We start from the raw sequence: 13,405 nt of genomic DNA on the forward strand, positions 1-13,405 counted from the left end.
TGCAGTGCGCAGCACTGCCGGGTAACCCCATCGCGAATAAATTCGCTCCTACATTGGCCTTGGCGCCGCTCCCTGTGGGAGCGACTTCAGTCGCGATTGCAGTGCGAAGCACTGCCGGGTAACCCCATCGCGAATAAATTCGCTCCTACATTGGCCTTGGCGCCGCTCCCTGTGGGAGCGACTTCAGTCGCGATCTGTGGGAGCGGTTTTAACCGCGATGCAGTGCGAAGCACTGCCGGGGCAACCCCATCGCGAATAAATTCGCTCCTACATTTGCCTTGGCGCTACTCTTCGCCGGCAACTGCCTCATCGCCAACCGCATCCTCGTCAGCCACCTCATCAGACGGCTCGTCGATACGCACGGTCTTGACCAGCTTCTCGTCGTTGCCGAGGCGGATCAGCATCACGCCCTGGGTGTTGCGCGAGGTGATCGAGACCTCGTCGACGCGGGTACGCACCAGGGTGCCGCGGTCGGTGATCAGCATCATCTCGTCGGCGGAGTAGACCTGCATGGCCGCCACCAGCGAGCCGTTGCGCTCGCTGGTCTGCATGGCGATCACGCCCTGGCCACCGCGCCCGCGCAGCGGGAACTCCTCGAGGCGGGTACGCTTGCCGTAGCCGTTCTCGGAGGCGGTGAGGATATAGATCTGACCGCCGTTGCCGTTCTCGATCACCGCGCCGTTCTCGTCTTCGGCCTCGACATCCGCCTCGGCGTCGATCTGCTGGCTCTGGGGGATGATCAGGCTGATCACCTCGGCGCCCTGCAGCAGGCGCATGCCGCGCACGCCGCGGGCGGTGCGGCCCATGGCACGCACATTGCCTTCCTCGAAACGGATCGCCTTGCCGTTGGACGACAGCAGCATGGCGTGGTCGCTGCCCGAGGTGATGGCAGCGCCGACCAGGCGGTCGTCCTCTTCAAGATCGATAGCGATCAGACCCACGCTGCGCGGCCGTGAGAACTGGTCGAGGCTGGTGCGCTTGACGGTGCCCTTGGCGGTGGCGAAGAAGATATAGCTGTCGGCGCGGTAGTCGCGCACCGGCAGAATGGCGTTGATTGACTCGTCCTCGTCCAGCGGCAGCAGATTGACCAGCGGCTTGCCCCGCGAGCCGCGGCTGGCGTTGGGCATCTCGTAGACCTTGAGCCAGTAGACCTTGCCCTTGTTGGAGAACAGCAGCACGGTGTCGTGGGTCGAGGCCACCAGGAGGTGCTCGATGATGTCCTCGTCCTTCATGGCGGTGGCCGACTTGCCCCGCCCGCCGCGGCGCTGGGCCTGGTAGTCCGACAGCGGCTGGGTCTTGGCATAGCCCGAGCGCGACAGGGTGACCACCATGTCCTCTTCGGTGATCAGGTCCTCGATACGCAGGTCGAGGTGGCTGGCCTGGATCTCGGTGCGCCGCTCATCGGCGAACTGGTCGCGAATCGCGGCGAGTTCCTCGCGGATCACCTCGAGCAGGCGATCGGCGGAGGCGAGAATCTCGCTCAGTTCGGCGATCTTCTCGAGAATGCTGAGGTACTCGTCGAGCAGCTTCTCGGTCTCGAGCCCGGTCAGGCGGTGTAGCCGCAGCTCGAGAATCGCCTGGGCCTGGGCCGGCGACAGCCGATACTCCTTACCGGCCTGATCGAGGCCGAAGCCCTCCTCGAGGTCCTCCGGCTTGCAGGAGGTGGCGCCGGCGCGCTCGAGCATGCCGGTGACCTGCCCCGGCTGCCACACTGCGCCAAGCAGCTTCTCCTTGGCCTCGGCGGCGCTCGGCGAGGCCTTGATCAGCTCGATCACCTCGTCGATATTGGAGATGGCGACGGCCAGGCCTTCAAGAATGTGGCCGCGCTCACGGGCCTTGCGCAGCTCGAAGATGGTGCGCCGGGTCACCACCTCGCGGCGGTGGCGAATGAACGCCTCGAGCACTTCCTTGAGGTTGAGGATCTTCGGCTGGCCATCTTCGATGGCGACCATATTGATGCCGAAGACATTCTGCAGCTGGGTCTGGGCGAACAGGTTGTTGACCACCACCTCGCCGGACTCGCCGCGCTTGACCTCGATCACCACCCGCAGGCCGTCCTTGTCGGACTCATCGCGCAGCTCGGCGATGCCCTCGATCTTCTTGTCCTTGACCAGCTCGGCGATCTTCTCGATCAGCCGCGCCTTGTTCACCTGGTAGGGCAGCTCGGTAACGATGATATGGTCGCGGCCGGATTTGTCGTCATGCTCGATGGTGTGGCAAGCACGCACATAGATGCGCCCGCGGCCGGTGCGATAGGCCTCGAGAATGCCGGCTCGGCCGTTGATGATCGCCCCGGTGGGGAAATCGGGCCCGGGGACATACTCCATCAGGTCGTCGACCGACAGGGTGTAGTCGTCGATCAGTGCCAGGCAGGCGCTGATTACTTCACGCATATTGTGGGGCGGGATATTGGTCGCCATGCCCACTGCGATACCCGAGGAGCCGTTGATCAGCAGGTTGGGCACCTTGGTCGGCAGCACGTCGGGGATACGCTCGGTGCCGTCGTAGTTGTCGACCCAGTCGACGGTCTCTTTATCGAGATCGGCCAGCAGTTCATGGGCCAGGCGCGCCATGCGCACCTCGGTGTAACGCATCGCTGCGGCGTTGTCGCCGTCGATGGAACCGAAGTTGCCCTGGCCGTCGACCAGCACGTGGCGCATCGAGAAATGCTGCGCCATGCGTACGATGGTGTCGTAGACGGCGCTGTCACCATGGGGGTGATACTTACCGATCACGTCGCCAACGACACGCGCCGATTTCTTGTAGGGTTTGTTCCAGTCGTTGCTGAGCTCGTTCATGGCGAACAGCACGCGACGGTGAACCGGCTTGAGGCCATCACGCACGTCGGGCAGTGCTCGGCCGATGATCACGCTCATTGCGTAATCGAGGTACGACTGCTTCAGCTCGTCCTCAATGTTGACTGGCAGAATCTCTCTGGCAATGTCACCCATGGGTCGTCAAATCCTTTGCACTGCGACAGGTTGGCGCTACGAGATGCTTTTGCAATAGCCGCGTAACAGCAGAGCCGGAGTATATCACCGAGCGCAGGCAAAGGCAGCCGCTGGGCATACTGGCGCCACTCCCCCTGTAGGAGCGACTTCAGTCGCGATCTGTGGGAGCGGTTTCAACCGCGATGCAGTGCGAAGCACTGCCGGCCCATGCCCCCATCGCGAATAAATTCGCTCCTACATTAGCCTTGGCGCCACTCACCCTGTGGGAGCGAATTTATTCGCGATTGCAGTGCGAAGCGCTGCCAGACCTGGATCTCCCCCGCCTACTGGCACCCCCGCCCTCCTTTGGCCATAATGTGCCTCCTTTTACATCCAGGACTGGCCATGTGGTTCAAGCACTTGCATCTTTATCGCCTGCATGAGGCGCCGAGCATCCCCGGCGACGCGCTGGAGGATGCGCTGGCCGAGCAGGCCTTTCGCCCGCTGGGTGGCAGCGAAGCCACCCGGCTCGGTTGGCGCCCGCCGGGTGGGCGGCGCAGCACCCAGTACATGCATGAGCTACAGGGTCACCGCCTGCTCAGCGCACTGCGCCAGGAGCGGCTGCTGCCGGCCAGCGTGGTGCGCGAGGAAGTCGAGGAGCGCGTCGCTGACCGCGAGGCCGCCGAGGGGCAGCCGGTCAGCCGCAAGGACAAGCAGGCGATCAAGGAGCAGGTCTATGAAGAGCTGCTGCCCCGCGCCTTCGTACGCAGCCAGAAAGTCGACCTGTGGTGGGATACCCGCGGCGGTCTGATCGGCATCAACGCCTCGAGCCGCAAGCGCGCCGAGGAGATCCTCGACCTGCTGCGCCAGACCCTGGGCAGCCTCAAGGTCACGCCGCTGGCGAGTCAGACCCTGCCTGTACGCGCCATGACCGAGTGGCTCAACGACGCCGACTCGCGGCCCGAGGGGCTGCTGCTCGGCGACCAGGTGGAGCTCAAGGCCCAGGGCGACGATGGCGTGCTGCGCGCGCGTCAGGTCGACCTCGACAGCGAAGAGATCCACACCCTGCTGGCCGGCGGCCGCCAGGCAACCCGCCTGGCGCTGGAGATCGAAGGCCGGCTGTCGCTGGTACTCCACGACGACCTGGCGCTGAAATCGCTGCGTTTCAGCGACGCCCTGATCGACGAAGCCAGCAACAGCGACGATGGCGACGACGCCATCTTGCGCATGGAAACGGATTTCGTGCTGATGGCCCAGGCGCTGGCCGCCGCCAGCGAACAGCTGCTTGACTGGCTGGGTGGAGAAGCTACCCATGAATCGACGACATCCGTTTCCGCTACCCTGGCACCGATATCGTGACTGTTGATTTACCCACCACCTCAGAGGACGCCGTTCGCCAAGCGGACCCGTTCGCCAAGATCCGTCCTTATCACGACGACGAGGTCGCCGAGGTGCTCGCGCGGCTGGCCGACGATGCCGAGCTGCTCGACGCCCTGACCCAGTTCAAGCTGCCACGCCTGGCGCGTTTCTCACCGCGCCTGGCGCGCGCCATTGCCGGCTTCGCAGTGCGCCGAGAAGTGCGCGGCGTGACCAGCGTCTACGATTTTCAGATGCGCATCGCCGGCTATATGCAGCGCATGATCCGCACCACCACCGACTCCTTCGAGGTCGATGGGCTCGACGCCCTGGACGATGACACCGCCTACCTGTTCATCAGCAATCATCGCGACATCTCGCTGGACCCGGCCTTCGTCAACTACGCGCTCTATCTGGCCGGACGCGACACGGTGCGCATCGCGATTGGCGACAACCTGCTGCAGAAGCCCTACGTCAACGACCTGATGCGGCTCAACAAGAGCTTTATCGTGCCGCGCTCTGCCAAGGGCAAGCGCGCCATGCTGGCCGCCTATCAGGCGCTCTCGGCCTACATCCGCCACTCGCTGACGATGGATCAGCACTCGGTATGGCTGGCCCAGCGCGAGGGCCGCGCCAAGGATGGCATCGACCGCACCGATCCGGCGATCATCAAGATGTTGACCCTGGCCCGGCGGCATGTCGACAAGAGCGCCACCAGCGGCGACGCCATCGGCGAACTGCGCGTGGTGCCGGTATCGATCAGCTACGAATACGACCCCTGCGACGTGCAGAAGGCCCACGAGCTCTACGCCATGCACACCGAGGGCCGCTATCAGAAGGTCCAGTACGAGGATATCCAGTCGATCGTCGCCGGCATCATCGGCGACAAGGGACGCATCCAGCTGACCTTCGGTACGCCGCTGACGACCGACTACGACAGCCCCGAGGCGGTCGCCGCCGAGATCGACCGCCAGGTCCTGGCGGGTTATCGGCTCTTCCCCAGCCACCAGTTGGCGCTGGAAGCCAGCGGCAAGGCCCCGGAGCTGGTCTGCCTGGACGACGTTACCGAGGCTGATCGCGAGCAGTTCCGCCAACGCCTGGAGCAAGTGCCCACGCATCTGCGCGACTGGTGGCTCGCACAGTACGCCAACCCCGTGCTCAGCCGCGCCGGCAGGCTATGAGGCACTGACGCGTGGGTCACGCCCATCACCACCGCCCCGCCGACCGCGGCGCCCAGACCCGCGAGGCGCACCGCATCACCCTGATCGGTGCGGCGATCGATGCGCTGCTAGGCATCGCCAAGGTGGTGGCGGGCCTGATGGTGGGCTCGGCGGCGCTGGTCGCCGACGGCGTGCACTCTTTCTCCGATCTGGTCACCGATGGCTTCGTGCTGGCCGCCACCCATTTCGGACGCCAGGCACCGGACAGCAATCACCCCTACGGCCACGGCCGCATCGAGACCCTGGCCACACTGTGGCTGGGCAGCATCCTGATCTTCGTCGCCGGCGGTATCGCCTGGGCCAGCCTGTCGCGGCTGCTCGGCGGCACCAGCATTCCTGCTCCCGGCGGCTGGGCGATTGCCCTGGCCATTGTCGCGCTGCTGGCCAAGGAGTGGATCTTCCGCGCCACCCTAGGCGTCGCCAAGCGGGTCAAGTCGCGGCTGCTCGAGGCCAACGCCTGGCACTCGCGCAGCGACGCGCTGTCCACCGTGGTGGTGCTGATCGGACTGCTCGGCGCCCAGCTCGGTGCCGGCTGGCTCGACGCCGTGGCCGCCGTAGTGGTGGCGCTGATGGTCGGCAAGATCGGCGCCAACCTGCTGTGGGAGTCGAGCCAGGAACTGGTCGACACCGCCCTGCCCGACGACCAGCAGCGTCTGATGCGCGAGCTCGCCGAGGCCGTCCCCGACGTCTACAGCGTTCACGATCTGCGAACCCGCACGGTGGGTGGCCACGTGCTGCTGGATTTCCATATCGTGGTGCCGCCGCGGGTCACCGTCTCCGAGGCCCACGAGATCGGCAACGAGGTCAGCCGCCGCCTGCGCGAGCGTTTCCCGAGCCTGACCGACGTGACCTTCCATATCGACCCGGAAGACGACGAGGGCAAGATGGATCCCAGCCTGCTGCCGGGCATGCCACTGCGTGAGGACGTCGAGGGCAAGCTCGACGAGGTGTGGTCGTCGCTGCCGGTATGGCAGGCGCGGGTGGCGCTGGACCTGCACTACCTGGGTAGCCACATCGATATTTCGATCTTCGTCCGCGAGTTGCCCGACGGCCAGAGCCTCGACCAGGCTGCCGAACTGCTGCGTGATTACGCCAGTGAGTTGGGCTGGGTGGGCCGCCTGCGCGTGTGGCAAGGGCCTGGCAAGGCCTGATACTCTAAGTCAAACGAGTGACGTTTCGTCACTAATTACTATATCGCCTTACGCAGGGCGCTCCATGGCCAAGCCAGTTCCCAGCGAGTTTCGTTGCTCGCGTCGCCGTTTTCTGGCCGGCGCTGCTTCGCTATGGCTGGCCGTCGGCCTGGGGCTTGCCACTGCTCCGGCCACCGGCAACCTCGACCCCTCGCGACTGCGTAGCGCCATGCAGTCGCGCTACGGCGGCCGCGGTGTCGCCGTCCTCGAGGAGTGGTTCGCCCTACTCGATCGCCTGGCCGGCGCCGATATCGACACCCAGCTGCGCGAGGTCAACGACTTCTTCAATCGCCGCGTACGCTGGGTCGATGACATCGACAACTGGGGCCAGGAGGACTTCTGGGCCACCCCGCTGGAAACCATGGGCAAGGGGCAAGGCGACTGCGAGGACTACTCCATCGCCAAGTACATCACCCTGCGTCAACTCGGCGTACCCAACGCCCAGCTGCGCATGATCTACGTCCGCGCACGCATCGGCCGCAGCCAGATCAGTCAGGCCCATATGGTACTCGGCTACTATGAAACCCCCAGCGCCGTGCCGCGCATCCTCGACAACCTGGTACCGTCGATCACCCCCGCCACTCAGCGCAGCGACCTCGACCCGGTCTTCAGTTTCAACAGCGAGGGCCTGTGGGCCGGCGGTTCGACCCAGTCCCGCGCCGACCCTACCCAGCGGCTGTCGCGCTGGAGCAGCGTGCTGGGCCGCATGCAGGACCAGGGGTTCCTATGACACATCCTATCAACGAGACCACCGCCGGTAGCGTGCCACGCAGGCAAGGGAGACAACCGCCATGTCACTGATCAAACAGCTGTGGCTGTCCATACTGCTGCTGCTGCTGCTCGCCTTCGGCGGCAGCTTGATGATCGGCCTGACCTCGCTCAAGCAGTACACCGAGCAGGAGATGCGCATCAAGAATGCCGACAACGCCAATGCCCTGGCGCTGTCGATGAGCCAGCTCGACAAGGACCCGGTCACCATCGAGCTACTGCTCGCCGCCCAGTTCGACACCGGCCACTATCGCCTCGTCGAGCTGCGCTCCCCGGAAGGCGAGGTGGAGATCCGCCGTGAGGCCGACGAGCAGCTCGGCGATGTGCCGAACTGGTTCGTCGAGTGGCTGCGATTCGATATTCCCGCCGGCGAGGCGGTGGTACAGGATGGCTGGCAGCAGTACGGCACGGTGGTGCTGGAGAGCCAGCACAGCTATGCCTACCGCTCGCTGTGGCAGAACGTCCAGCGACTGGTGGGCTGGTTCGTTCTGGCGGCCTTGATCAGCGCCGCGCTGGCCTGGTGGATCGTGCACAGCATCCGCCGTCCACTTCGCGCGGTGATCGAACAGGCTCGCGACATCGGCAATCGACGCTTCACCACCTCCGAGGAGCCGCGGACCCGCGAGCTGCGTCAGGTGGTTACCGCCATGAACCTGCTCTCGGCCACCGTGCGCGACATGCTCGGCCAGGAGAGCGAGAAACTCGACCGGCTGCGCCGCAAGCTGCAGCAGGATGAGGTCAGCGGTGCCGACAACCGCGCCCACTTCATGCAGCAGCTAGAGCGCGCCCTCGACGCCGACAGCGGCCAGGGCATGGGCAGCCTGGTGATGGTGCGCATAGCACGCCTCAGCGAGCTTAACGACCGGCTTGGCCACCAGGCCACCAACCGCTTGCTGGCCGAGGTCGCCAGCGCCCTCAAGCAGCTGGTCAGCGTTTACGGGGGCGGTCATGTGGGACGCCTCAACGGCAGCGACTTCGCCCTGCTACTGCCCGGCGATGACGACCTGGAGGCTCTGACCCAGGCTCTGAAAACCAAGCTGCACCCGCTTGCCAACAAGTCGCCGGAGGGCGTTGGCCTGCCCATGGCGCTGATCGCCTTTACCAACAGCGACGCCCGCAGCGAGCTGCTCAGCAGCCTGGACGGCGCCCTGGCCCAGGCCGAAGCCGACGGCGACCACGCCGTTACCATCGCCACCGGTGCCGCGCATCAGTCACTGTTCAGCAACCGCGACGACTGGCGCCGCGCCATCGATACCGCGTTGGGCGAGGGCCTGTATCTCGGCCACTACCCGGTACTCGACGCCGAAGCCCGTGCGATCCACCACGAGAGCCCGTCACGGCTGAAGATTCAGGGCCACTGGCAGCCCGCTGGCGTTTTCATGCCATGGATCTCGCGGCTAGGCATGAACGTCGAGTTTGACCTGGCCGTGGTGAGTGCGGCGCTCAAGCAGATCGACAGCGACGCCAAACCGTTGGGTATCAACCTCTCCCACCAGGCCGCCCGCGACAGCCATTTCCTCAGCGAGATCAAGCCGCTGCTCAGGCAGTATCCCCAGGCCGCCGCCAAGCTGTGGCTGGAGCTACCCGAGTCGGTCGCCGTGCATCATCTGGAAAGTTTCCGCGGCCTGTGCCGCGAGCTGCAGCCGTTTGGCTGCCGGATGGGTCTCGAGCACGTCGGGCCCGAGTTCTCGAAGCTCGCCGACCTTCACGACGTTGGCCTCGCCTACCTGAAGATCGATAGCTCGCTGGTCACTGGCATTGACGAGCAGCCCGAGCAGCAGGCGATCCTGCGAGGCATGGCGACGCTTGCCCACTCGCTGGGCGTATTGGTCATTGCGGAAGGGGTAACGCAACCGGATGAAACCGAGACCCTGTTCGAGCTCGGCCTCGACGGCGTGACCGGCCCCGGGGTAAGAGCCGAAGGCTCAGACGACAAGGCAGACTGAGGTTAGCGCGACAGTGGTACCAGGCGGACACTAACGCTAGATGGTGTCGCTGTCGCTATCATCCATCAGCCCCACATCGTTGACCCGGCGGCGTAGATGCTGGCGGGTCATCAGCTTCTCGCGCGCCGCATCCGGCAGGTCGGTAAAGCTGATCACCCCCTTGTCCATCAGCACCTGGATCACGTCCTCGAGTACCCGCACGAACTCGAGGTCGGATTGGCGTAGCTGATGCTGGCCATCGGCTGGCACCCCCGCACGACCGAGAAAAGCCGACAGTTCAGCCGCATCATCGGCGATTGCTTCACGACACTCTGGCGTAGCCACCTTGCTGACCAGCTCGATATCACCGGCCTTGTTACGTTTGATGTACATAGACTGCCCCTTTACCCCATGCCCAGTGTAAACAACTTGGCCCCGCTCGACACTGTCGAACGGGGCCCGGGACAAACGTTAGACCAAGATACTACTGATCGATATGCAATTGGCCACTATCGATCATCTTGGTAATAAGGTCGCTGCTGTCCCCTGGGCTTGCCCCGAAGTCACCGAATGACTTGCCCTCCAAACGAATGGTCTGATCGGCGTTATCCTTGTCGCCGGCCAGACTGCCGCCTGAGCTGATGTACAGCACCGTATCGCTACCATCCTCTTCGGCAAATACGAATTGATCGATGGTAGCGACGCTTTCGCCTTGCAGCAGATCAGCAATATCGAGGACATTGTCACCATTACCAAAGTCGGTGACGACATCATTGGCTGCCGAACTGCTATCGCCTTGATCACCAAAATTCCATTTGAAGACGTCGTCACCGGCGCCTCCCATAAGGATGTCGTTTCCTGCTCCACCCACCAGGACATCATCCCCCGCCCCACCAATCAGGATATCGTCACCGGCCCCACCGTCGAGGATATTCGATCCGCCGTCAGCTCTATCGCTATCGATAAGCGAGCTCCAGTTGTCACGAACATAATCGATAACTTGCTGATCATCGGCAGCCTGCCCCCCATTCACCTCCCATTTAAGGTACTCGGTAAGGCCGACATAGCCGAGTCCATCATGCTCTCCTGCAGCGAACATCTTGCCAGTGTCGCCATTGGTCCACTCCAGATGATCCGTGTTGATCGTGTCGCCGAAGATAATATCATCGCCATCGCCGCCGATCAGAATATCGTCGCCGAGATCAACCAGCTCATCGAACTCTGTGCCACCCTCCAGAGCTGCTGCCAGATCTTCCGCCGTCTGCACAATGCTCACCGATCCCGCAGGTGCCGTTATCGTACCTTCACCCCAATTGTAGACACCCGTCTCATCATTAACGGTACCCTCGGATATCCTCTTCTCCATGAAGATGCTGGCATCACCGTCGACACCGTTGGTAGTGAAGTAGTGCAAGTACTCTTTGCTGACTTCATTACCCATACCAATGGCATTGACTCCACTAATATCTGCCAGATCGGCAAATGCTTGTAGCGAGTCTTGCATGACCCAATAAGTCGGCTCGGTGCCAGGACCATACAATTCACCATTGTAATACGAGTAAGTCGGGTCACCGTCCGTCAAGAAGTAGGTAAGGTTCTCGAATCCTTCCAGGCCCAAGCCATTTTGCGCGTTGAACCATGAGACGGCCTGCTGGAAAGCCGCCATGAAGTTAGTGCCGCCACCAGCACCCAAGGTGTCGATAGCATCGATAAGCTGCTGTACGTTGTTGCTATCGAGATTCTGTATATTGACCGTCGTTTCAGCATGAGTCGAGAAAGGTACCAGCTGTACGTTGACGATACCATCGTGCTGCTCAAGCTGGTTGGCCAGGTTCTTTAGCGACAGCTTGGTCAACTCCATCAAGCTGAGGTCATCAGTACCGGAAGCATCGTCCATGCTGCCAGACACATCAATGAGAAGAGATATATTGTAGTTCTGGCCAGGTTGAATGACGAGATTCTTGCCACCAATATCACCGATCAACAGGTCATCGCCGCCCTCGGATTCAAAGGTGTTGTCGCCATTACCGCCTACGAACAGCTGGTCAGGTTCGGGTGTGCCAATGTTGATGACACCTTGGGATGCATCACCGTCGCCGTCGATCCCTTGCAGGGGAAACTCAAGCTCTATGCCGGATGACGAACCACCTTCGACAAAGCTGAAGTTTCCAAGCGTGAATGCGGCTCCAGCGCCGCCGGTGACCTCAAGCGCCTGAAATGGTGAATCACTGGAGACCTGATAGGTATAGCCATCCTGGATGCCGCTCACTGTCACGCCAGTGCCAGACTGACTGATCGTCATCTCCGAGGTGACATCCGCTCCATCAGTATCGAATATTCTGATATCGCCAATGCTCAGCTGAGCATAGGCACCACCCGCAGAAGTGCCTGAGATGCCATCATTCTGTGCAATACTGGTAGCGACAACGTCCGTGAGAATATGGAAATTAAGAGTCGCTGTGACTCCAGGCTGCCCATTGATGGCGACTGCCTGAGCAAAACTACTGATATTGGTATTGCCTTCCCAAGTAGCCGACCGCCCGGCATTCCCCCCGTTACCGCCGACTTCCAGCCCCTTGACGAAGTCGAAGCGCGCGACTTCTCCACTGCTGATCGACTGTCCGCCAGAGATACCGATACCGTTCCCGGCGCTGTTATTCACTGTCTCGCCCGCCACGGTCGAGACAAGAACGTCATTGTTCTCAACCCCATCATCGACGTTCAATCCATACACGGTGCTATTACTGCCCCCGACCCCACTACCAATGCTGACGGTAAATTCGGTGCCATTGAGGATATTACCGAAGACCTCAACGGTATAACTGTCTCCTGCGGCATCCAGCGTGACCTTGAACCCCACCTCTCCTGATGCGGTCTTGGCGATAAGCACCGATTGATCGCCACCTTCATAGCCATAGATCAGTGCCTCACCGTCCAGCAGTAGCTGGTTGCCGTTGAGGTCCGTGGCCGGTGTGCCCTCTTCGATAGTGAAGATCACGCCACCCACTCCATCAGCGCCTGCAACCTCAGCAAAGTTGATGTTTCCGCTGAAGCCATCTAGAAGCTGAGCGGTATCGGCGATGAAGTCGCCAGGTATATCGTCGACAATGGTCACATTGATGCTATCGGAACCGGTTCGACCGGCACTGTCCGTCACGGTAACGGTGATGGGATCCTTGGCCAGCAAATCACGCGTTGCTTCGCCTGGGTCTGGCTCAGGATGATCTGCGACTTCAGACAGTGTGTAGCTATAGCGGACCTCATAACTACCATCCCCCTGCTCAGAGAAGCCGGTAATCAACAGGACGCCCTTGGACGTTTCTATCTCCACCGGATTGGTGGAGGCGTTCTCTAGATCAGCAATCCCAACCGTCTGATCTGTGAAACCGTCACCACCAAAGGTAAGGCTGGCCACGCCCGACGCTGCGGTCACGGTAAACACACCAACTTTCGTTAACGCGTCCGAATCTGGATTAGTACCGTTTGCAAGATTGGCTTCGTCGACCGTGACATCGCTGCCCACCAACCCTGTGATGCTGGGTTCGGCGATGATGCCGATCTCGGCGGTATCGCTGGCCGGACGATTCGAGCCGTCGGTGGCGGTGACGTCAACGGTGGGCAGATCGCCGCCGTCGTTGACGTGCTCAGCGCCGGCCGCGGTCAGGGTCACCGTGCCGGTGGCCGGGTCGATGCTGTAGTAGCCGTTCGGGTCGCTGCCGTCGGTAAGGCCGTAGGTGAGGCCCTGACCCAGCGGGTCGCTGCTGGCGGTGACGGTGGCAACCTCGTTGCCTTCCTCGGCCAGCCCTTCGAGCAGGTCATCGCCGCCGGTCAGGGTGATCGACGGCCCGGCGATGGTGCCGATCTCGGCGGTATCGCTGGCCGGACGGTTCGACCCGTCAGTGGCGGTGACGTCAACGGTGGGCAGGTCGCCGCCGTCGTTGACGTGCTCAGCGCCGGCCGCGGTCAGGGTCACCGTGCCGGTGGCCGGGTCGATGGCGTAGTAGCCGTTCGGGTCG

8 protein-coding genes are annotated in these 13,405 nt (G+C 62.6%); 5 read left to right on the forward strand and 3 right to left on the reverse strand.

Annotation, left to right across the window (positions count from 1 at the left end; all coding sequences use genetic code 11):
* Nucleotides 1-284 precede the first annotated feature (284 nt).
* Nucleotides 285-2,951 carry a DNA gyrase subunit A gene (gene gyrA, locus IEI94_RS18385; protein ID WP_191168700.1) on the reverse strand — a complete coding sequence of 889 codons (2,667 nt, stop codon included), beginning with the start codon at nucleotides 2,949-2,951 and terminating at the stop codon, nucleotides 285-287.
* A 384-nt stretch (nucleotides 2,952-3,335) separates the two neighbouring features.
* On the opposite strand from gyrA, the gene IEI94_RS18390 reads away from it, so the two are divergent.
* The 5 genes from IEI94_RS18390 to IEI94_RS18410 all read left to right on the forward strand — a co-directional run bounded on the left by IEI94_RS18390 (nucleotide 3,336) and on the right by IEI94_RS18410 (nucleotide 9,410).
* The gene (locus IEI94_RS18390) at nucleotides 3,336-4,289 is read left to right on the forward strand and encodes a recombination-associated protein RdgC (protein ID WP_191168701.1); all 954 of its coding nucleotides are present in this window, start codon (nucleotides 3,336-3,338) and stop codon (nucleotides 4,287-4,289) included.
* Entirely contained in the window at nucleotides 4,286-5,467 is a 1,182-nt protein-coding gene (locus tag IEI94_RS18395; RefSeq protein WP_191168702.1) for a 1-acyl-sn-glycerol-3-phosphate acyltransferase, read from the forward strand. Before IEI94_RS18390 ends, IEI94_RS18395 begins: the two co-directional genes overlap by 4 nt.
* An 11-nt stretch (nucleotides 5,468-5,478) precedes the next feature.
* Complete coding sequence (locus tag IEI94_RS18400; protein WP_191168703.1) at nucleotides 5,479-6,657, forward strand: cation diffusion facilitator family transporter; 1,179 nt, start codon at nucleotides 5,479-5,481, stop codon at nucleotides 6,655-6,657.
* Nucleotides 6,658-6,721: 64 nt separating this feature from the next.
* A complete protein-coding gene (locus tag IEI94_RS18405; protein ID WP_191168704.1) occupies nucleotides 6,722-7,426 on the forward strand; it encodes a transglutaminase-like cysteine peptidase in 705 nt (234 codons plus the stop codon).
* Nucleotides 7,427-7,487: 61 nt separating this feature from the next.
* A complete protein-coding gene (locus tag IEI94_RS18410) occupies nucleotides 7,488-9,410 on the forward strand; it encodes an EAL domain-containing protein (protein WP_191168705.1) in 1,923 nt (640 codons plus the stop codon).
* 36 nt (nucleotides 9,411-9,446) lie between these two features.
* Here IEI94_RS18410 and IEI94_RS18415 read toward each other — a convergent pair whose 3' ends face one another.
* Nucleotides 9,447-9,782: a tryptophan synthase subunit beta like protein gene (locus IEI94_RS18415; protein WP_191168706.1), complete on the reverse strand. Its 336-nt coding sequence runs from the start codon at nucleotides 9,780-9,782 to the stop codon at nucleotides 9,447-9,449.
* A 91-nt stretch (nucleotides 9,783-9,873) separates the two neighbouring features.
* A partial coding sequence (locus IEI94_RS22685) for a type I secretion C-terminal target domain-containing protein (RefSeq protein ID WP_224750195.1) occupies nucleotides 9,874-13,405 on the reverse strand: 3,532 nt, incomplete at its 5' end.

The sequence above is a fragment of the Halomonas sp. ML-15 genome (genome assembly GCF_014779595.1).
GTDB lineage: Bacteria > Pseudomonadota > Gammaproteobacteria > Pseudomonadales > Halomonadaceae > Franzmannia.

Excerpts from the sequence above, each read along its gene's own strand:
- gyrA (WP_191168700.1), bottom strand. The coding sequence starts at position 2,951 with ATGGGTGACATTGCCAGAGAGATTCTGCCAGTCAACATTGAGGACGAG.
- IEI94_RS18390 (WP_191168701.1), top strand. The coding sequence starts at position 3,336 with ATGTGGTTCAAGCACTTGCATCTTTATCGCCTGCATGAGGCGCCGAGC.
- IEI94_RS18405 (WP_191168704.1), top strand. The coding sequence starts at position 6,722 with ATGGCCAAGCCAGTTCCCAGCGAGTTTCGTTGCTCGCGTCGCCGTTTT.
- IEI94_RS18410 (WP_191168705.1), top strand. The coding sequence starts at position 7,488 with ATGTCACTGATCAAACAGCTGTGGCTGTCCATACTGCTGCTGCTGCTG.
- IEI94_RS18415 (WP_191168706.1), bottom strand. The coding sequence starts at position 9,782 with ATGTACATCAAACGTAACAAGGCCGGTGATATCGAGCTGGTCAGCAAG.